The following is a 20,457-nucleotide window of genomic DNA, read 5'->3' on the forward strand; positions in this document are numbered from 1 at the left end:
CGATGCCGACGTTGGCGCGCAGGCGCGTCTCACGCGGCATGCGCCGCTACCGGTAGCAGGCGGCCTGCCCGCGCCAACGCGTCGCGCACGGTTTCGGGCGTGAATGGCGGGGCAACGATGCGCACGCCCGTCGCGTCGAAGATGGCGTTGGCGAGGGCCGCCGGCCCCGGCACCGACGCGGATTCTCCCGCGCCCATCGGCGCCTCGCCCTGTCTGGGCATCAATACGACATCCAACTGCGGCAGTTCGGCAAACGTCAGGATCGGATAACCGCCCCACTCCCGGCTCGCCGGGCGCCCGTCGACGAATCGCACGCGCTCCTTGAGCGAGCGGCTCAGCACCTGCACCACATTGCCGTGCAACTGATGACGCACGCCGTCAGGATTGACCATCGTGCCCGTGTCCTGACCAACCGTGACGCGCTCGACCCGCACCTCTCCCGTCACGCGATCCACGACCACATCGGCGATCCATGCCGACCACGCCGCACCGAATCCGGGGAAGCGGCTGTGCACATAGCGCGCGTAGGAAACGCCACGCCCGCGTGCGAAGCGGGCGTCGCCGTCCCAGCGGGAGACGTCTTGCGAGCGTGGTGTCCAGCCCGCACGGGCGGCGACGGCTTCGAGCAGTTCCACCGCTCGTGCGTCGTCGAGATGACGCAGTTTGAACGCCAGCGGATCGATGCCCGTCGACCACGCGATTTCGTCGGCGAAGGCGTCGTGGGCAAACGAGTTCGGCAATGCCGATACACCGCGAAACCATGACGCGCGCACCAGCGGGGGCATGTCGTCGCAAACGAAGCGCCGATGTGCGCTGACGTAGGGCGAGACGGCCGTGCGATCCCCCATCTCGAATACCCGCGCCTGCGGCGATACGACGCCGATGAGCAGCGACGCCAGCATCGGCGCGTCGTTGGACGGGTAACGCGTTGCGAAGTCGTAGGCCAGTAGTTCGCCGTCATGCGTTGCGGCACCGCGCACCGTCATCACCTGCCCGGTCCCTTTGGGCTCCCAAAGATGCTCGTCGGCACGGGAGAGCTGTACCCGCACCGGCGCACCGACCGCTCTGGACAGCAGCAAGGCGTCGCCGCACACGTCGTCGGCACAGTTGCGTCCGTAACATCCGGACGCTTCCATGCGCACGATATCGATGTCGGCCTCCTCGCGGGCGATCAGTTGCGCCAGATCGCATCGCAACGACACGGGATTCTGCGTGCCGGACCACACAGTGATGCGCCCCGCGTCGCGCGCACGATAATCCGCGACGGCGCATGACGGTCCGATGGACCCGTGCATCTGGTACGGCCACGCGTAAGTGCGCTCTAGCACAACGACGTCGTCACGCGCGAACACGGCATCGACGTCGCCTTCGCTCAGCAGCGGCCGCCGCACCGCGCCTGCCGCAGAGATGGCCGCGGCCGTGTCGTCCATCGACGGCAGCGCAGGCAGCGGTTTCCATGTGACGCGCAACGCCTGCGCCGCGCGAATGGCCTGCTCCTCGCGCGTCGCCACCACGCCGATGAAGTCGCCGATGACCACGACCGCCCGCACGCCCGGCAAATGTGCGACCGAATCCTTGTCGACGGACGCCAGCAGATTGCCGACGAAGGCCCCGGCGTCGATGCCGCTATAAGGCGGACGAACCACCCTGGCGTGCAACATGCCCGGCACACGCACGTCGTGAACGAACGTCAGCTCGCCTGTGGCTTTGGCGGGCAGATCGACGCGCCGCGACGACTTGCCCACGACCCGGTACGTGGCCGGATCCTTGACCGGCGTGTCGAGATCGAGCGCTAACGCGATCTTGCGGCCGCGCACCAATTCGGCGAATGTCGTTCTGAACGCTTCGACCTGCGCCGTCGTGCCGAAAATTTCCCCCGCACCGCAATGCAGACGGTCGGCGTCGATGCCCGATCGCTTCGACGCGATCGCCAGCAACTCGCGCTTCGCCTGCGCTGCGGCGCATCGCAACGGCACGGCGGAGATCTGAATCGTGGCGCTCGCAATCGTCGGCCCCTGATTGGGTGTGACGGCCGTATGGCCCAGCCGCATTTGCACATCGTGTGCAAGCACATCCAACTCTTCGGCCACGATCTGGGCAAGCGATGTCCGGATCCCCGTGCCGAGATCGACGTGGCCGTTGAAGCCCAGAATGCGCCCGTCGTCGAGAATCGCGACGAAAACCTCCGCTACGTCGGGGACGAACGTCGAATGGCTGCCCGGCTGTCCGGGGGCGGGTTTGACGGGCGTGACAGGCTGTCGCACAACCACCAGACAACCGTCGCGCGCGAGCAATTCGGAGCGATTCACGAAACGAACTTCCTGTAGTTCTGCGGGCGCGGCGTGCGCCGTCGGGGTAGCCAACGATAGGAGGACAAATGTCGAGCGTCAATCAAGGCAAACGCGACGGTGCTGCCGCGATCCTCGCTCAGCCGTCAGCGATCACGTTGCCCGATGGCCTGAACGGCATCGGTCAGCGGCATCACGGCGGCATACTTCTGCTGCATGTCGAACAGACTCGCGTCGTGCGGGCCGATCGCGCGGTCGCCCACACAGTCGGACAGCACGATCGGACGAAGGCCGAACGACATGGCATCCACGACACTGGCGCGCACACAGCCGCTGGTCACGGCGCCGGCGACGAGCAGCGTCTGAATGCCGCGTTGCGCCAGCCACGGCGCCAGTTGTGTGCCGAAGAAGGCCGACGGCACCACCTTGCGCACCACCAGTTCGCCTTTCACGGGCGTGAGTTCCGGCACGATCGCACTGTTCGGGTTGTCTTCGGTCAACGTCGCCATGCCCGGCACTTTGAGCGAGAAGATATTGTCGTCGCTGCCATCGGCCGCGTAGACGATGCGGCTGTGCGCGACCGGCCAACCATTGCGGCGCGCCACCGCCAGCGCATCCACGGTGCGCGCGATGGCCGACGGGATATTGCCGCCACCGAAGACTTCGGGATCGGCAAAGCCGACGACCAGATCCACGATCAGCAGCGCGACATTGCCTTGCGGGGACAACGAGGTACCGAAGCCCTGACGTTGATAGACGCCGGATTCGGCGTGTTGCGGAAGATCGCTCATGACAAATGGGGATGCGCAAAAGTTGAGGAAGGGTAGCGCCGGGCTTACGCGTGGACGACGTGGCCGTCGCGAACCATGACGTCGTCGTCCAGCCAGACCGTGCAATGCCGCAGCGGGATGTCGATGTGGCACGTGGTGGTGCGCGTGCCGCCGCCTTCGTTGTTCGGTCCGAGCGAGAACAGGAAATTGCCTTCGAACGCCCGGGCGTCCATACCGATGGTCGCCTCACGGTCGTACAGACCGAGCGTCGACCAGCGCGCCCGCGGCTGCAACCCCCAGCCGATGTGCGAGATCGCATAGCCCTCCGGATCGCGGAACGTCTCCATATAGTCGCGCAGCAAGTCCGCATCCACGCCGCCTTCGATGCGCGTGGCGTACCCCTTCTCGACGGTGAGCACGATAGGCGACGTCACATAGCGCTTTTGCGGCAGCAAAATGTCGCCGCGATCGATCACGATGGTGCCATGTGCGGTGTGGTCGTTCGGGTAAGACAATGCGAAGCCGCTGGGCCAGTGGTCCCAACGCCCCGGTTCGTCGACGAACCCGTATTCGGCGGTCGGTCCGAACTCGCCCATCGGGCAAACGAGCGACGTCCCTGCCGGCGACGTCACACGCATCTCCCGCGCGGCACCCAGTCGGGCGGCGGCGGCGAGCACTCGTGTCTTGTCGGCCTGCGTGGGCACCATGCGCGCCAGCACCTCCGGAGGTTCGACGGCGAGCAGGATCTTCGTGCCGCCCTTGAGAATGTCGTGCTGCTCCGGTGAGAACAGCAGCGTCATCAGATCCAGCACCAGGTCACTCGCCTTGAGCGCCGCAATCGCGGCGCGGTTGCTGGTGAGCGGCGTCGTGCCGAGATACGCCAGCGAGTCTCGGCTGAACGCCTTCTCGCCATTGACGGGCTGAAGGTCCAACTGGTTCGTGACGGCGCCCATCGACTGCGCCGCGATGAGGGCGCAACGCAATGTTTGGGGGTGCGTGGACGCGCTCGTCAACACGGTCACGTTCTGCCCGCGTGCGAGTTTCGAGAGCGTCAGTACTTCGCGCCACGCTTCGATCAACTGGAAATCACTGATGGCCATGAGCGTCTCCCATGCGGGTCATGCGCCGGCGGGCGTTCGGCCCAGCGGTGCGCCAAGGAAATCACCGAATGCGTCGTAGAAGCCGGCGGGGTTATCCCACGGAATCATGTGGCCGGCATTCGGTACACGGACGTGCTGCATTGTGGGCGTCGCCTGCTGAAGCTCTGCAACGTCCTCATCGCGCACCACATCGCCGTTCTGCGCCGTCATCAGCAGCGACGGCACCCGTAATTGGGCGGCGTCGGCGAAGAAATCGTCCTGATGGAAGCCTTCGTAGGAGGCAAGCACCGCGCGTTCGTCGCAGGTATGCAGCCATTGCGCGCGCAATGCGAGTTGTTCGTCCGACCATGTCGGGCAAAACGCGCGCATGCCTTCGGCGTCGATGCCCGCGCGCGCCAGCGCCATCGAATCGATGTACCAGGGCAGCTTGCCCGGATAGGCGCGACGGCCCGGGCCGGATACCGGCGGATCGACGAGCACGACGCTCACCAGCCCGCGCGGCTCGCGCAGGGCGGCGCGCGCCGCAATGCGTGCGCCCATCGAATGCCCGACGAGTATGTACCGGTCGAGTCCGAGCGCCTGGCACAGGGCAACGACGTCGTCCGCCTGCGCATCGAGGCGGTAATCGAGCGTCGGCGATGCGCTGGACAATCCCCGGCCGCGGACGTCCAGCACATAGGTGTCGAATTCGCGGCCAAACACGTCGCCGACAAATCCCCATGTCACTGCCGGGCTTGTAATACCGGGAATCACGATCACCGCCGGACGCGACGCACGTTCGCCGCTCCTGCCCCCGTAGCGAAGGAAATGTTGACGAATGCCGTTGGCAGCGACATTCGCGCCGTATTGAAATGTCGAAGTCATGCGAGGTGCCCTTGAGTCGTCGGTGAGATAGCGCAACGTCCGCGCCGGTCGGTCGGCATCAGTACGCCCCGGACAACAGCGCGCCCGCGCCCGGTACGACCGGTTCCAGATCCAGTGTGCGCAGCATGGCGTAGGTCGTGGCGATGGCCGCCGTGATCACCGGCTTGCCGGTCATCGCTTCGACCTTGGCGACCGCCGGCAGCGACGGCATCTGCACGCAGGCGGACAGCACAATGGCGTCTGCCTCCTGATACGGCAGCGTCTTGACGATATCGGGTAACCGCATCGGATCGTGACGGCCGACGTCGAGGTTGTCGGGAATCTCGAGCGCACGATAAGCGATGACGTCGTAGCCCTCGTGGCGGATGTAGTCCACGACGAGTTCCGTCAATGGCTTCATATAAGGGGCGACGACCACGATACGCTTCGCGCCGATCACGCGCAGCGCATCGACCAGCGCGCCTGCGCTGGTCAGCACCGGCGCTTCGCCGCCGTTGGCGATCGTCTGCTCGGTCAGGCGCTTTTGCGACACGCGGTGATAGCCGTGCCCCATCGCCATGATCGCCACGAGGCAGGCGTAGCCGAGCACGTCCACGCGGGCGTCGCTCAATTCGACCGCACAGCGGTCCGACTCGGCGTCCATTGCCGCCAGTTCCTCCTTCACCACCTTCTTCATGCGCATGCGGCTCGAATGAAAAGTGAAGCGCTCGGGACGGATCGTTTCGCGCGAACGCAGCATGGCGGGAATCTCGGTTTCCATCGTGGTGTTCGAACTCGGCACGATCTGGCCGATGCGGTAACGCTGGGTCATGAAGACAGTCTCCCGAAAGGTTGGGTCAGGTGATGCTTTGCGAAAAGTCTAGTGCATACGCTATATGAGCGCAACCCTGGAAAAATTCGCTCCATCAAAATAATTACGAGTTAAATCAATATAAAAAACAGAAAATACCAAATTGATAGGGGCAAACCCTAGATCGATTGTTTTGTGGTTGCGGCGATTATTTGTAATGTGTACGCTATAAATCACCTACCCCAATCACTACGGGCGACGACCTTGGCGCAGGGATGTCGGCCACACGATCAGGAGCCTCCATGAGCAAACCACGCATCGCCGTCATCGGCGCAGGGCTGGGCGGCACGGCCGCCGCAGGTCTTTTGCAACGCAGCGGGTACGACGTCGCGCTGTACGAACAAGCCCCCGCCTTCTCGCGCCTGGGTGCGGGGATCCATCTGGGGCCGAACGTGATGAAGATCATGCGTCGTCTCGGTATCGAAGACGCGCTCAATGTGATGGGCTCGCACCCGGATTTCTGGTACAGCCGAGACTGGAAGACGGCCGAGGCGATTTCGCAGATTCCGCTGGGCGACTACGCGCTGAAGACTTACGGCGCGACCTATCTGACGGTGCACCGCGGCGACTTCCACGAACTGATGACGAAGGCCGTCACTCCCGGCACGATCCGCTTCGGCAAATGCCTCAAGTCCGTGGAGGACACGGGCAACGAAGTTCGCATGACGTTTGCCGACGGCACCGTCGAGACGGCGGACATCCTGATCGGCGCCGACGGCGTCAATTCGAAAATCCGTGAGCATCTGCTCGGTGCGCAGCCGCCGCGCTACACCGGTTACGTTGCGCATCGCGCCGTGTTCCCGGCGTCGCTGCTCGGCAATAAGCCTTACGACATGTGCGTGAAATGGTGGTCGGGCGACCGTCACATGATGGTCTACTACGTGACCGAGAAGAAGGATGAGTATTACTACGTCACCGGTGTGCCGCAGAAAGCGTGGCCGGAAGGCGTATCGATGCTGCCGAGCAGCCGCGAGGAAATGCTCGAGGCGTTCGACGGTTATCACCAGGACGTTCAGCATCTGATCGAAGTCTCGCCGACGATCACGAAGTGGCCGCTGCTCGAACGCGACCCGCTGCCCGTATGGAGTCGTGGCCGGCTGGTGCTGCTGGGCGACGCCTGTCATCCGATGAAACCGCATATGGCGCAAGGCGCTGCCATGGCCATCGAAGACGCCGCCATGCTCACGCGTTGCCTCGACGAAGTCGGTGTCGGCGACTATGCAGACGCTTTCGGTCTGTACGAGGCGAACCGCGCAGCACGGGCCTCCGAGGTCCAGCGCGTCTCCCACAACAACACGTGGCTGCGCACCAATGAAGACCCGGCGTGGGTATTCGGCTACGATGTCTTCACGATTCCGCTCGTCCCCGCATCATCGCGCACGGTTGCGCCGCCGCTGACGGCCGCTGCCTGAGTTCCGGGTACGAGACTTGCATTCGCCGTGGAGGGTGACGAAGCGTCACCCTCGTTATCCTTTTGCGAGTCAGTTGATGGTTCTACCCCGCCCAGCCCCTGGCCCCACGACATTGCGCGTGAACGGCGCAACACACACCGTGAGCGAGGCGACGCCGAACACGCCATTGCTCTACGTGCTGCGCAACGACCTCGAACTCAATGGCCCCAAGTACGGGTGCGGCCTGGGTCAGTGCGGCGCATGCACCGTACTGGTCGACGGACAGCCGACGCGCGCTTGCGTCGTGCCCGTGAGCGTGGCGCGCGACCGCGAAGTGACCACGCTCGAAGGTCTGGGCAACGCCGCATCGCCACACCCGATTCAGCGCGCGTTCATCGACGAGCAGGCAGCCCAATGCGGTTATTGCCTGAACGGCATGATCATGAGCACCAAGGCGCTGCTCGATCGCAACCCCTCGCCCGACGACGCGGTGATTCACGACGCGCTGCGCTTCAACCTGTGCCGATGCGGCACGCATTACGAAATCGTCAAGGCCGTGCACCGCGCGGCGCAATACCTACAAGATGACAAGAATCGATGATGCGTCCCCCGAGCGCGAGCATGACGATGAGCCCTCGCCCCCGCTGAACGTCAGCGCGCCCGGCGCGAACCCGACCTCCCCCGAGGTGGGCGGCCCTTCCTGCGAGCCGGATCGCCGGGCAAGCTACGCATGGCCGCTGCGGCGTGGCGAGGCCACCGCGCAGTTCGCCATCAGCGCCCAAACCCGCGATGACGGCACGCTTCGCACGTGGTGCTACCGCGCCGAACTGGACGGACCGATGCGACTCGACGACAGCGCGTCGCCCTCACCGTTATCCCGCAATCCGCAGCACCCTTTGCCGCCTTACCGTCACGAACGTATCGCAACGCAGGTCATCGACCCGGCGCAATGCATTCCAGCGCCTGCGCATGCGTTCGCGCGCGAGTCGTTTATCGACGAAGTCGCCGTGCAGGCGGTGCAAGACCCGGTCGACTATCGCCTGCGGCATCTGCAACCGGGCAGCGACGACGGCCCGCGCGAAGTCATCCGCATGGTCGCGCAGCGCGCCGCGTGGGGGCTGCCGCAAGCGCATGCGCACGCTGCCCCGCCCGGCTGGCAACGCGGACGCGGTTTTGCTTTCGACGGCCGGTCCGCAAGCGCCGACCCGGCGGCCGAAGCCGACACATGGTCTGCGTGGATCGTCGACCTCGACGTCAACCCGACGACCGGCGACATTGCGTTGCGGCGCGTCGTCGCCGGACAAGGCGAGGGCCGGCCGGACAAGGTGGTGCGGGTCGGCGGCGTGCCTGCCCACGAAATCGCGACGGCGGTGCGGCAGGCGCTCGGCACGTCATGGGAAATGACGCCCGGCCACGATGAGACCGGTGCATCTGACGGCGAACAGCCGGTCATGCTTCGCGCTGCCGCCGTTTCGAATCGCCCCGACGGGAGCGATGGCAGCGATGGTGGTGATGGCAGCGGCAGGCCGGCAGCATGGCCCGCCTCGGAGGCCGACACGCTGGTGAGTGCGGCGGCGCCTGCCGCTGCCGCGATTGCGAACGCGTTGTTCGACGCCACGGGCATACGCCTGCGTCAACCGCCATTTACGCCGGAACATTTGCGCACCGCGTTGCGAGAGCCGACCGGCGCTATCCATCCGAAGCCGTCGAAGCCGCAGCGCCCGCTACGCGACAAGCGTTGGTCGCGGTGGACGAGCGTGGGCGCCCTCGGTGGCATCGGCGCGATTGGCGCGATTGGCGGGCTGGCCGGCATCATGCTTTTCGGCGCGGCGGAAATCGCGCCCATCACCGCGCCGGATAACACGCTTTGGTCGTCCGCGACGCTTGAGCGCGGACGGCAGATCGCACTCGCCGGCGACTGCGCCGTGTGTCATACCGCAGCCCAAGGCAGCACCAACGCGGGTGGTCTGGCGCTCGAAACGCCTTTCGGCACGCTCTATTCGACCAACATCACCCCCGATCCCGAGACGGGGATCGGCCGCTGGTCGTATGCCGCGTTCGCGCGTGCCATGCGCGAGGGCATTTCGCGAGACGGTTCGCACCTCTACCCCGCATTCCCGTACACGGCATTTGCAAAGATGAGCGAGCCGGACATGCTCGCGCTGTATGCGTACCTGATGTCGCAAGCGCCGGTGAACCACACGCCGCCGAAGACCGCGCTGCCGTTTCCGCTGAATCAACGTCGCCTCGTCGCGGGATGGAACTGGCTGTATCACGACACGGCCGAGTACCGGCCCGATCCATCGCAATCGACACTCTGGAACCGGGGGCGTTATCTTGTCGACGGCGCGGGCCATTGCGGCGCGTGTCACACGCCGCGCAACATGCTCGGCGCCGAGCAGCCGACCCGCTACCTCGGTGGCGGCGAAGCCGAGGGATGGCGGGCGCCGCCGCTCGTCGCATCGAAAGATGCGCCGGTGCCGTGGACGGAATCAGCATTGTTCGACTATCTGCGCACAGGCTTTTCGCCCGAGCACGGCGTGGCCGCCGGACCGATGGCGCCGGTGGTCGCCGGGCTGGCCGAATTGCCGGAAACGGACGTGCGCGCCATCGCCCACTACCTCGCATCGCTCTCGCCGCAAACCCAAACGTCCACCGTGGCCGCGATGGCGCATGAACGCGCCAAAGGGGCCGACATCGCTACAACGCTCGGCCTTGAAAACGGCCGTCGCACGTTTGAGGCGGCGTGCGCGGTGTGTCATACAGACAGTGGCGGCGTGGGGCACTTCGGTGTGCGCCCGCTCATGGGGCTGAACACCAGCGTCAGCCAGGCGACGCCGGACAATCTCATGCATGTGCTGATGAACGGCATCGATCAGCCCGCCACCGAAGCGCTCGGCTACATGCCGGGCTTCCGCGAGGCGTTCGACGACAGGCAAATGGCGGAGCTTGCCGCCTTCATTCGCGCTCGTTACGCGCCGGATCAGCCGGCATGGCAAGGGCTCGAAGCGGCCGCCGCCCGTGCGCGCCAGGCTCCGGCTCACTGACATCGACCGGGGCGAATGGAGCCTCGCGCCCCGTTAAGCCTACAAAAAAGGCCGACATGATGTCGGCCTTTCCATTTCCCCTCCATCAACGATGCGCGCCGGATCTGCAAGGCAGCCCGGCGCAATGTGTCATCGATTGACCAGTTGCTTCGGATACGAGAGCGCGAGCAGGCAGCCAATCAGCATGCAAACGCCAAATCCATAAATCCCGGCGGATTGCGTGTGGAACGTGTCGCGCAGCCAGCCGATGAAATAGGTGCTGCCGAAGCCACCGAGGTTGGCGAGCGAACAGGCGAAAGCGATGCCTGCGGCGGCGGCGGATCCCTTGAGGAACGTCGACGGCAGCGCCCATACGACAGGCATTGCCGCTGCCGCGCCAAGGTTGATGAGCGAGAACAGCACGACGGTCATCACGGTCCCATGCTGACCGGTCGCGAAGACGAACATCGCAACCGCCGAGAGCAGGAACGGCACCACGATGTGCCAGCGGCGTTCGCGCATGCGGTCCGAACTCGCCCCCCAGACGAGCACCCCGACCACGGCAATCGCATTCGGAATCGCCATCAGCCAGCCGATCGTATAGGGATCGCGCACCCCGGTGTCCTTGAGAATCGTCGGCAGCCAGAAACTCACGCCGTACAAGCCCAGCAGCACGCAAAGGTCGATCAGTCCCAATGCCCAGACCTTGAGATCGGTGAATGCTGCGCCGAGATTGTGACGCTTATGGGCGCTGGCGTCCTTGTCGAGATTGGCGCTCAGAATCGCCTTCTCCTCGGCGCTCAGCCAGCGCGCCGAGGCAATGCCGTTAGGCAGATACATGAAGATCGCGATACCCAGCAGCACCGACGGCAGCGCTTCGAGCACGAACAGCCACTGCCATCCGCCGAAACCATGCGCGCCGTCGAACATCGACATGATCCAGCCGGAGATCGGACTGCCGACCATGCTCGAAAGCGGCAAACCGACCATGAACAGGGCGATGATTCGTGCACGGCGCTCGTCCGGATACCAGTGCGTCAGATAGAGCAATACGCCCGGCAGGAAGCCCGCTTCGGCTACCCCAAGGAGGAATCGAAGGACATAGAACTGTGTCGGGGTCGTCACGAACGCCGTGGCGCCGGAGAGCAAGCCCCACGTCACCATGATCCGGGCGATCCAAAGTTTCGCGCCCACTTTCTGCAAGATCAGGTTGCTGGGCACTTCGAACAGAATGTAGCCCGCGAAGAACAGCCCCGCGCCCAGGCCGTAGACGGTGTCGCTGAACTGAAGCGCATTGAGCATTTGCAGCTTCGCCAGACCGACGTTGATCCGGTCGAGATAAGCCGCGAAATAGCACAGACAAAGAAACGTAATCAGGCGTACGGTGACTTTCCGGTATAGCGCATCGACATTGCTACCCTGCGAAGCAGGCTGCGCGACCGAATTGGGTGTGGCGGTGTAGGACATGGCAACTTCCCGTGGCGTGAGCAACTGGATAACGGTGACACAAGCGGCCCTCGCTTGAGAACGCTGGAGGTGTGCGGCTTGCTTATTTGCATGTATAGCACAAACAAAAAAGCGTACACACTACAAATTAGTATCCAAATAACAAAGGGAAAACCCGAATACGGAGCGTTATCTTTTAATTTTTATAGGATTTTGTAATTTTTATCGATGCATCGATATTCGATTGAATGTCGATTTATAGTGTTAACGCTATGTATTGCCGCTCTCTTGCAAACCTTGTTTCTCGCTCGACGGGCAAAGAAAAACTTCCCGGGCGGGACAGATAATCTCGTTTGCCGGCAGCCGCGCGTGAGGTCACACTATCTCCGCTCTCCCGGGAAAATATTGCCTCATTTCGTCGAACTTCGCTGATGGCATCGTCGATACCGACACGGCGCCATCGCCCCTCCGACCCCTGCGCTACGCGCATTTGCCGCATAAGGAAAACCGTTCACGATGTCAGGCCCAAGCGCGAATCGCAACAGGCAACTCATGCGGGTGAATGCCGATTTCTCGCAGCGCGTCGTCGTGACCCCGCCGCAATACGTGTGGGTGCCGTCGCCGCAACACGGCGTGGCGCGCGTCATGCTCGACCGCATCGGTGCTGAGCAAGCGCGCGCGACGAGTCTGGTGAGGTACGCGCCGAACTCGGCGTTTCCGGCGCACGATCACCCCGGCGGCGAGGAAATTCTCGTCCTTGCCGGCACCTTCTCTGCCGACGGTGACGACTATCCGCAAGGCTGGTATCTGCGAAATCCCCCCGGCTCTTCGCACCGGCCCTCCAGCCTTGCGGGGGCGACGATCTTCGTCAAGCTCATGCAGATGTCGGCGACACAGCGCAACGCGGCGCATTGGCAGCGCGGGGCCGGTGGCGAGGTTTGCCATCTGTTCACGGATGCGCACGAACGCGTCGAGCTATTACGGTGGCATGCCAATGCATCGCTTCCGGGCGGCGATCCATCGCGGATCGTCGAGTTGCTCGTCGTGGCGGGCGCCCTGCTTCTCGATGGCACGGCATATCCCGCAGGGAGCTGGGTCCGCCTGCCGGCAGGCGACACGCCCGCGTTGCGCGCGGGCGCGAGCGGCGTGGGGGTCTACCGCAAGATTTACTCGCCGCCGACATCGACCGAGGCCGGAAAATAGCCGTCGAATCGTCGTCAAAGTCCGGTCAGAGCCCCGTCAGGTCCGTCTGGCGAGCACTTCGTCTCTCGGTCCGGCATCCACGACACGTCCGCTCTCCATCACCACGATGGTGTCGAAACGTTCGAGCAGACTCGGTCGATGCACCGACGCCACGATGCAGGCCGTCGGAAACGCCGCGTACATCCGGTCGAAGACGCGTGCTTCCGCGAGCGGGTCGAGGGCGCTTGTCGGTTCGTCGAGCAACAAGAGCGAAGTGCCCTGTGCCGCCAGCGCGCCCCGGGACAGCGCCAGCCGCTGACGTTGTCCGCCGGAGAGGTTGCTGCCACGCTCGTTGAGCGAACTGGACAGGCCGTCGGGCAGGTGTTTCAGCACGTCGTCGAATGCGCCCGCATGCACGGCTGCCTGCAACGCCTGTGCGGGCGCCGCTTCACCAAAGGTCAGGTTTTCTTCCACGCTCGCTTCGAACACCTCTGCCTCTTGCGGGATCAGCGTGGCGAGCGTGCGCAGATCCGAGGCGTCGATCACCCGGCCGTCGCGCAGCAATTCGCCCTGCCGCGGAAGGTAAAGGCCGGCGAGCGTTCGCAGCAACGTGCTCTTGCCGCCGCCGCTCGGGCCGATCAGCGCCACGCGCGAGCCACGCCGCAGCACGAGATTCACGTCGCGCAGACCGCCGCGCGCATCGTCGGCGTACTGCCACGACACGTTGCGCAACGCCAGCGTCTCCCATGGGGCGTTGGCGATCACCGCAGGCACGGCTGCATCGGGTTCGCCGGGCGCCTGCCAGATCGGCTCGGCGCTGCCGTAGTCGGTGTGCATGCGCGCGAAGCTCTGAAAATTCGACGCCATCGCGCCCACGACCGTCGCCGCCTGCTGAGCGTACTGGTAGATCATGAAAACCGTGCCCAGCATGACGGCCTGCCCCGGGCCGCGCGACTGCATCACGTAGACCACGACCAGAATCCACGTCAGGCCCATGCCCAGTATGTCGACGGCGAACCATTTGCCTTCGTTGACCGTTACCGTGCGGCGCAGTGGCGCCATCACGGCATCTATGCGATGTCCCAGCAGCGTGCGCGACGCGGCCTGCAACCGCAAACCGATCACCGTGCCGGCATTGCCGACGAAGTCGAGCAGTGCGGCGGCGTAACGTCGTTCCGCATCGTTTTCCGCGCGGGCGAGTTGCATCAGCACGCGATCGAAACGCAGGATGATGATGGCGATGATCACGTAGCCGGTAACGGCGATCACACCGCTCGTGCGCGACAACAAGGCGAGCGCCACGATCGGCCCCACGAAATTGCAGGCGCTTTGCAGATAACCGAACTGGTTCTGGGCGAAATCGGAGAGCGCACGGCTCGACTGGATCACACGATGCTGCAACTCCCCCGAGTGGCGGCCGTCGCGCCACGCCAGCGGCGCTGCGGCAATGCGTGCATAGAGCTGATCCGCCAGACGAACGCGAACACGCACCCCGACGTTGCGCTCCAGAATGCGGCCCGGCCCATGCAGCAGCCAGGACAGCAAATAGACGCCCACGAGATAGACGATCCAGCGCCCGGCGACCGTCATATCGCCTTGCTGAAGCGCGTTGATCGCCTGCGCGGCGAACCAGGGCATGGTCAGTCGCAGCAACTGTGCGACCGACAACAGCCCGGCGGCGCCGAGCAGATGAGCGCGCACGCCGCACGCATGACGCCACAGCGCCCGGTAGAGATCGCGCGCGGCGGTGCCGAGGCCGATAGCGGGCGGGCGTGCGGAAGAATCAGGCGCCGTCATGCGTTCGTCGCTCCTTTGCCCATCGGCGGATTGGGGACCATCGGGAAATGTCGACGTGCGACAGCCGGGCCGCCGAAAGGCTGGCGGACCGGCTGCGACGTCAGGGGGTCAGACGCCGCGAACGGCGTCGAGACTGGTCAATATAGGGGAAAAATGCGCAGGCGTCCCGATCAGAGCGTCGAATGGACATGGGCAGCGTTCGCCCCGGGACGTCGCCGTGGCGCGGGTGTTGCGCGAGACGTCGTTGTGGCGGGCGTCGGTATTGCCGGTGTCTGCGCACGATTGCGAGATGGCGGCGCGACATAGTAGAACCGCAGTTCCGGGTCCGGATAGTGATACGGGGCCATCGCGAGATTCACCGCGCAGGAGTCGCAGAACGGCATGCGCGAGCACATCACGATGGAGCGCACCACGCCCTCGCCCGACGGATGATCGGCATAGATCTGCGCCAGAATCAGTCGTTCGGTGTCCAGCGTGCGCGACTTCGCTTCGCCCGATGCCGCGTGGTAGGTCGGCATGTTGGCGTCCGCGACGACGAAACGCAGCTCGGGCGGCTCCGTCGGATCGCCCGAGCGTCTCACGCCCGCGCTACCAAGTTGTTGGTGGATGACGTTTTGCTCCCGCTGGGCGTAGGCCCGTCCGGCGTCGACAAAGCGAACCGTCGGCGCGTTTTTGGACGCGTTTTTGGACGCGGATTGGGACGCGGATTGGGACGCGGTTTGGGACGTGTTTTGGGACTTGTTTGTGGCTGCGTTTGTGGCTGAGTTCGTCGCTGCGTTCGTGGCCGCGCTTGTGGGCGAGTGCATGGGGGCGTTTGTCGGCAGGCTTGCGCGTTGCAGTCCCGACATGCAGTAGTAAATCACACGTGTGCCGTCGGCAAGCGTGACCTCGGCGAGCGCGATATTCGCGTTGCGCGACAGCGCGCGTAGCCGGTCATGAACATCCCGCACGGCGCGGGCTCTGCCGGTCACGAGCGCTTGCAGCCCCGACATCCCCGGAAAGACTTCCTCGAACAGGGATAAGACCTCACGCGTCGTCTGCACGTCCCCTGTGAACGGCAGTTGCGACCACACCGCCAGCGGAGACGGTCGCGAGACGAAGTCTCTGGCGATTGCATTGACGAATGCGTCCGCCTGTGTGGGAAAGCGCTGCCAGTGGGTCCACAGCCGATGAAATGTCGGCAAGAGCGACGGATCGACTTCCGGTGGGGATGCCGCATGCGCGCCGTCCACCTGATCGGCGCTTGCCGCCTCGTGTCCGGTCCCCCGCTCGCCTGCCCTCGCGGCGGCCACCCGATGCTCGATCGCGCGCGTCAGTTGGCGCACGGCCTGTCTGGCTTCGGTCACGGACAGCGGAATGTCTTCCAGGCCTCGCCAGACTTGTGCCGGGGATGGCGCCTGCTCCCACATGCGCAAATACAGCTGCAACAGCGTGCGCGTCTCGCCGTAGGAAATCGACGGCAGCACGATAGCGTTCTCCGCGGCCGCGCGGTGACGCTGGGCAATGCGGTACTCCCGGATGTCGTGGTGCTGCGCATCGCGTCGATTCAGACGGACGTGTTGCAGGGCCTGAAGCCCCTGTCGGTCGGGCAGGGAGAAGCGGTAGTAGATGTCATGTGAGACCTGCACCACCCCGTGCAATGTGCGGTGACGATCCCGATACGTGCCGAACGGTGCAGCAATCTGCATGCCCCCGAGCGTGAGGTGCACCCGCCAGCCGCCGACCGGGCCTTCCGAGGTCGCCTGCTCGAAGAATGCCAGTTCGCCGTCGAGCGTTTGCAAGTAGACCGACGCATCCACCACCGGAGAATCCGGCCCGACGTGCGGAACATCATCGTCGTCCAGCGCCCCGAGTCGCCCGAACGCGAAGAATCGCTGCCGGCCGTCCGGCGCCTCGAATTGTTGTGAATACACGGCGACCCGCAAGCGCAGCACGGGCGAGGCCTCGATCACCTGATGCTGGGTCACGGTCGCGCCCTGCTCCGTTACCGTGACCTGTCCCCGGCGCTCGGAGTGACATTCGAGACACATGCCGTCGACATCGGCCCCCATGCCACGCGAGATGCGACACAGGGAGTACGGTCCCGCCTCAGCGCGTATGTCGTCGAGCGGCCGGAGATTCGAGGCATGCTTGCGCGTGCGGGCCACGGTCGTGCCGTAGAGCACGCCGTCGATCTCAAAGACCTGCACACCGTTCTGCGTCAGTTCCGGGCGATACTCGACGTACACGTCGGGCGGCAGCGTCCACTGCACGCCGCGCCCGAGTTCGCTTTCGAACGATTCATGGGCGTAGGTGGCGTGGGTCGCATGGGCAGTATGGGCGGCATGGGTCACATGGGTCGTGTTAGCGGCGGAGGATTCCGGCCACAGATGCGTGAGCAACGCGAGCGCGTCCTTGCGCAGCGTGTCGGGGCGCACGACCGCCGCCAGACACTCGAACCCGGCCAGCGCCATTCGCGCCGCCAGTCCTTTCGCCTGCGCCGCCGCCTGTGCGTCTGCGGGTGAGGCGTGACGGCGGGGTCGCGAGCCGCGAGCGGCGTCGGCGTCCGATCCGTGCGGCGCCTCGCGACGATCGCGAGGTAAATGCTGCTGCACGGTATCGATGAGCAGCTCCGCGATTTCCTCCATATCGGGCGAGTCGAGCACCGACGACGCCGGCAACGGCCAGCCCGGCGAGATAGATGCCCCCGCCCGCTGCGTCCAGAAGCGCAACTCGTCGTCATCCCGAATCCGGGACTCGATCGACGGCCACTGTTTCCCCCAGAGCGTCGGACCATGTGTGCGCGCGTAGCATCTGGGCCAGAAGGTGTGACGCGGCACGCAATTCCGTATTTCGGAGATCAGGCCCGGCGCTTCGTCCGACAGCGACAACGCATACTCTCGCCATTGGCCTTCCGGGCTGCGCAACATCAGCACGATGGCATGCGTGGCCTCGAACGTGACCCGGCGCGCCGGACGATCTTGTTGCGCTGGTCGCGCCGGCGCTTGCGGCCCGGCGGCCTGCTCGACGTTGAGGAACATCCGAAAGGGCATCAGCATTTCGGCGTTGGCGAACGCCTCGCGCGTTTCACGATCCGACGCGGCGACGGCCTCGCGGATCAGCGTTACCACGGCTCGCTGCACGTCGCGCCGATACGCGAACTCACTGGCACTCCATGCGTCGGCCCCCGCCACCCGCAGCGGCGCATTGCCCAGCGGCCGCACGTCGGGAGATGGCTTACATGCCGGCGCAATGTCACGCATCTGCGCGTTGGAGGGAGCCAGGTTCAACAATCCGAAGATGCCCGACGTGAGGTTGGCCTGCGGCAGCACCGCCAGCGACGTCTGCCTGCGGATCAGGGCGCGCGGGGCCGACGCGTTCGCGCAAGGCATCACGGCCACGGATGCCAGTCCGCTCACCGTCAGGAGCGTCAGTGCGAAGGCCGCGCCGGAGACGCCGTGTGCCCTCCCGCGTTCGGATACCGATATCGGTGACGTCGCCGGCTCACGATCCGGCCGCTGGCGCGCGCCGTGTCGCGTGCCCGTGCGCCGTGACGATCTGCCCGCATGCCAGTCGTCTGCGAAGCCGGTGCGCGCGTTGCGCGAGGGCGCATGATGTGAGTACGAGACAGGACGATGCGCGTGGTGCGGCACTCCCTGATGCAATCGTGTCATTCACGTTTCTCCGAAGGATCGTGCTGCCGATGGCCGTCGTGCGATGGCACGCCGGATCACCATTTGCAGCAAGGCAGAGAACGCTAACGCGGCGCGACGCCGCAGGATTGCTGAAACGAACCGCCAGTTGTGCGAGATTTGACGATCGCATTGCGCGACGTCATGAATTGGGATTCGGCGCGACCACGCTCACGTCGATGGCCGCCACCTCGCCTCTCGGTGGGATCAGTCCGCCGCGGCGCTCAGATGCGCATGCACGAAGCGCGTCACCTCGTCGCGCAGTTCCCGGTCCTCGGGGGCCCCCATGAATCCGCCATGCGGCATCGCCTCGAAGACATGCAACTCGCACGGCACCCCCGCAAGACGCAACCCCCGATGCATGCGCACGGCATTCGAGAGGAACAGGTCGCGCGTGCCGCTTTGCACGAACGTCGGCACGAAGCCGCGGGTGAAGTCGCCGAACAGCGGCGACAAGTACGGATGGGCGAGGTCCGCGCCGGCCGCGTACAACAGATTGTTGGACATCAACGACCGGGGCAGCAGCACATCGACCCATTGATTGATTTCGAAGCTGTCGCCAGACTCCGTCAGATCCAGTTCGGGTGACAACAGCACCAACGCGCCGGGCAGCGGCAGACCCTCGTCACGGGCACGCAACACCATGGCCGCCGCGAGATTCGCCCCCGCCGAGCGACCGCCGATCACGATGCGATGCGGCGCGTACGTGCCGAGCAGGTGACGATACACCGTCAGGCAATCGTCGAGGCCTGCGGGATACGGGTGCGCCGGCGGCATCCGGTAATCGATGCCCCAGCAACGCACGCCGAGTTGATCCGCCTGCATTTGCGCACCGATCCGGCAAACGGCGCCCTCGCCGAATACGAGCCCGCCGCCGTGCAGATCGACGTAGACGACATCGTCGGCCACGGCGTTGACCGGTGTGGCGACGTGGACGGTCGCGTCGTCGATTCGTAACGTTTGCACTGACGACCGCAACTGGCCCGCGTATTGCGCCATCGCCGCGCCGTATTGCACGTCAGCGGCAGCCTTGAAGCGCTTCCAGCCATCGATGTCGTGCGGCGCGGGCGACGTATGCAGCGCGTTGAACGGCACGCCGTCTGCGTTGACGAGACGGCGCAATGCCGCGTGCGCTTCGGTGCTGACGCTTGTGGGAAAGGGGATGACGCGTGCGGGAAGCCGCACGCCGTCGACCGGCGAGTTCATAAAGGTCCGTTCCGTAGATGAGGTCGTTGAGGGATCAGCGGGCGTCGGGCGTCGATGGCCAGTGCCGGAGCGACACATCGAGCGCATCGAGACTGCGTTGCCATGAGACGTCGGTGTCCGGTGCGCTATGAGAGAAACCCGTGGCCAATTCGAGCGTGATGTAACCCATGAAAAAACCGCCGAGGAAACGCACGGCGTGCACTTGCTCGGCGTCCGGCACGTGGTAGCCACGCAGCACGGCGCGAAACAGTTGCGTCAGCTTCGGGCCGGCGCTCGCGCCCGCCTGCGCCGGCGTCAACGGGTGGCGCGCGGCGGCGAAGCGCCCCGGATGCCGGCGCGCGTAATCTCGATGGGCGTCTCCGAGAGCTTGCAGTGCATCGCGGCCCGCCAGGCCCGCCATGGCCTGCGCAACGGCGTCGGCCAACTGCGCCAGCGCAAGTCGCGCGATCTCGCACTTGAGCGTATCGAGGTTCTTCACGTGCGAGTAAAGGCTCGGCAGACGCACGTCGAATTTGCGCGCCAGCGCCGCGCCACTGAGGTGCTCGAAGCCGATTTCGTCGGCCAGTTCCGCGCCGCCTTCCACCAGGCGTTCCAACGTCAATCCTGCTCTGACCATCGTCGACGTTATCCTTGAAGCTACTGAAGAAAGCTATTTGCCTAATGTTATTAGGAAAAAATGCCGCGATCAAGTGTTGGCATGCGCCATGGACATCGGCGCATGACGCCACTGTCGCGGACATGGCGTAAGCGCGGCGGCGTGGCGAGATGTCACGCCGACGGCACCGGTTCGCTGCTATGCTCGTCGGATTTCGTCCCTCGCCGAATCCGAACTAACCCACCTTAAGCCAAGCTAATCGAAGCTAACC

14 protein-coding genes are annotated in these 20,457 nt (G+C 64.9%); 4 read left to right on the forward strand and 10 right to left on the reverse strand.

Annotated elements, in window-relative coordinates:
• Positions 1-29: 29 nt before the first annotated feature.
• The 5 genes from PAN31108_RS00435 to PAN31108_RS00455 all read right to left on the reverse strand — a co-directional run bounded on the left by PAN31108_RS00435 (position 30) and on the right by PAN31108_RS00455 (position 5,833).
• A complete protein-coding gene (locus PAN31108_RS00435) occupies positions 30-2,309 on the reverse strand; it encodes a xanthine dehydrogenase family protein molybdopterin-binding subunit (protein ID WP_150666948.1) in 2,280 nt (759 codons plus the stop codon).
• Between the two features lie 125 nt (positions 2,310-2,434).
• On the reverse strand, positions 2,435-3,079 hold the full coding sequence (locus PAN31108_RS00440; RefSeq protein ID WP_150666949.1) for an isochorismatase family protein: 645 nt from the start codon (positions 3,077-3,079) through the stop codon (positions 2,435-2,437).
• A 44-nt stretch (positions 3,080-3,123) separates the two neighbouring features.
• Positions 3,124-4,158: a 2,5-dihydroxypyridine 5,6-dioxygenase NicX family protein gene (locus PAN31108_RS00445; protein ID WP_150666950.1), complete on the reverse strand. Its 1,035-nt coding sequence runs from the start codon at positions 4,156-4,158 to the stop codon at positions 3,124-3,126.
• Positions 4,159-4,176: 18 nt separating this feature from the next.
• On the reverse strand, positions 4,177-5,022 hold the full coding sequence (locus PAN31108_RS00450) for an alpha/beta fold hydrolase (RefSeq protein WP_150666951.1): 846 nt from the start codon (positions 5,020-5,022) through the stop codon (positions 4,177-4,179).
• 58 nt (positions 5,023-5,080) lie between these two features.
• A complete protein-coding gene (locus tag PAN31108_RS00455) occupies positions 5,081-5,833 on the reverse strand; it encodes a maleate cis-trans isomerase family protein (protein WP_150666952.1) in 753 nt (250 codons plus the stop codon).
• A gap of 281 nt (positions 5,834-6,114) precedes the next feature.
• Between PAN31108_RS00455 and PAN31108_RS00460 the strand changes: the two genes are divergently transcribed.
• From PAN31108_RS00460 to PAN31108_RS00470, 3 genes are all read left to right on the forward strand, one after another.
• The gene (locus PAN31108_RS00460; protein ID WP_150666953.1) at positions 6,115-7,284 is read left to right on the forward strand and encodes an FAD-dependent monooxygenase; all 1,170 of its coding nucleotides are present in this window, start codon (positions 6,115-6,117) and stop codon (positions 7,282-7,284) included.
• A 76-nt stretch (positions 7,285-7,360) separates the two neighbouring features.
• Positions 7,361-7,864 carry a (2Fe-2S)-binding protein gene (locus PAN31108_RS00465; protein WP_150666954.1) on the forward strand — a complete coding sequence of 168 codons (504 nt, stop codon included), beginning with the start codon at positions 7,361-7,363 and terminating at the stop codon, positions 7,862-7,864.
• Positions 7,848-10,310, forward strand: coding sequence for a cytochrome c (locus tag PAN31108_RS00470; RefSeq protein WP_217426269.1), 2,463 nt, complete (start codon positions 7,848-7,850; stop codon positions 10,308-10,310). The genes PAN31108_RS00465 and PAN31108_RS00470 overlap by 17 nt, the downstream gene beginning before the upstream one ends.
• 129 nt (positions 10,311-10,439) lie before the next feature.
• On the opposite strand, the gene PAN31108_RS00475 is transcribed toward PAN31108_RS00470, so the two are convergent.
• Positions 10,440-11,756 (reverse strand): MFS transporter, encoded by a 1,317-nt coding sequence (locus tag PAN31108_RS00475; RefSeq protein WP_150666955.1) that lies wholly within the window; start codon positions 11,754-11,756, stop codon positions 10,440-10,442.
• Between the two features lie 495 nt (positions 11,757-12,251).
• Here PAN31108_RS00475 and PAN31108_RS00480 point away from each other — a divergent pair, with 495 nt between their 5' ends.
• On the forward strand, positions 12,252-12,938 hold the full coding sequence (locus PAN31108_RS00480) for a cupin domain-containing protein (RefSeq protein WP_306440125.1): 687 nt from the start codon (positions 12,252-12,254) through the stop codon (positions 12,936-12,938).
• Positions 12,939-12,974: 36 nt separating this feature from the next.
• On the opposite strand, the gene PAN31108_RS00485 is transcribed toward PAN31108_RS00480, so the two are convergent.
• The 4 genes from PAN31108_RS00485 to PAN31108_RS00500 form a co-directional block, all read right to left on the reverse strand.
• Positions 12,975-14,714 carry an ABC transporter ATP-binding protein gene (locus tag PAN31108_RS00485; RefSeq protein WP_150666956.1) on the reverse strand — a complete coding sequence of 580 codons (1,740 nt, stop codon included), beginning with the start codon at positions 14,712-14,714 and terminating at the stop codon, positions 12,975-12,977.
• Between the two features lie 170 nt (positions 14,715-14,884).
• A complete protein-coding gene (locus tag PAN31108_RS00490; protein WP_150666957.1) occupies positions 14,885-18,367 on the reverse strand; it encodes a hypothetical protein in 3,483 nt (1,160 codons plus the stop codon).
• Positions 18,368-18,592: 225 nt separating this feature from the next.
• Positions 18,593-19,591, reverse strand: a complete 999-nt coding sequence (locus PAN31108_RS00495; RefSeq protein WP_150666958.1) for an alpha/beta hydrolase — start codon at positions 19,589-19,591, stop codon at positions 18,593-18,595.
• Positions 19,592-19,625: 34 nt separating this feature from the next.
• The gene (locus PAN31108_RS00500) at positions 19,626-20,186 is read right to left on the reverse strand and encodes a TetR/AcrR family transcriptional regulator (RefSeq protein WP_246183701.1); all 561 of its coding nucleotides are present in this window, start codon (positions 20,184-20,186) and stop codon (positions 19,626-19,628) included.
• Positions 20,187-20,457: the final 271 nt, after the last annotated feature.

The organism is Pandoraea anhela (assembly GCF_902459655.1).
Classification (GTDB): Bacteria; Pseudomonadota; Gammaproteobacteria; order Burkholderiales; family Burkholderiaceae; genus Pandoraea; species Pandoraea anhela.

What these genes read in the sequence shown, in the direction of transcription:
- PAN31108_RS00440 (WP_150666949.1), bottom strand. Translation starts at nt 3,079, where the DNA reads ATGAGCGATCTTCCGCAACACGCCGAATCCGGCGTCTATCAACGTCAG.
- PAN31108_RS00445 (WP_150666950.1), bottom strand. Translation starts at nt 4,158, where the DNA reads ATGGCCATCAGTGATTTCCAGTTGATCGAAGCGTGGCGCGAAGTACTG.
- PAN31108_RS00450 (WP_150666951.1), bottom strand. Translation starts at nt 5,022, where the DNA reads ATGACTTCGACATTTCAATACGGCGCGAATGTCGCTGCCAACGGCATT.
- PAN31108_RS00455 (WP_150666952.1), bottom strand. Translation starts at nt 5,833, where the DNA reads ATGACCCAGCGTTACCGCATCGGCCAGATCGTGCCGAGTTCGAACACC.
- PAN31108_RS00460 (WP_150666953.1), top strand. Translation starts at nt 6,115, where the DNA reads ATGAGCAAACCACGCATCGCCGTCATCGGCGCAGGGCTGGGCGGCACG.
- PAN31108_RS00465 (WP_150666954.1), top strand. Translation starts at nt 7,361, where the DNA reads ATGGTTCTACCCCGCCCAGCCCCTGGCCCCACGACATTGCGCGTGAAC.
- PAN31108_RS00470 (WP_217426269.1), top strand. Translation starts at nt 7,848, where the DNA reads ATGACAAGAATCGATGATGCGTCCCCCGAGCGCGAGCATGACGATGAG.
- PAN31108_RS00475 (WP_150666955.1), bottom strand. Translation starts at nt 11,756, where the DNA reads ATGTCCTACACCGCCACACCCAATTCGGTCGCGCAGCCTGCTTCGCAG.
- PAN31108_RS00480 (WP_306440125.1), top strand. Translation starts at nt 12,252, where the DNA reads ATGTCAGGCCCAAGCGCGAATCGCAACAGGCAACTCATGCGGGTGAAT.
- PAN31108_RS00485 (WP_150666956.1), bottom strand. Translation starts at nt 14,714, where the DNA reads ATGACGGCGCCTGATTCTTCCGCACGCCCGCCCGCTATCGGCCTCGGC.
- PAN31108_RS00490 (WP_150666957.1), bottom strand. Translation starts at nt 18,367, where the DNA reads ATGACACGATTGCATCAGGGAGTGCCGCACCACGCGCATCGTCCTGTC.
- PAN31108_RS00495 (WP_150666958.1), bottom strand. Translation starts at nt 19,591, where the DNA reads ATGAACTCGCCGGTCGACGGCGTGCGGCTTCCCGCACGCGTCATCCCC.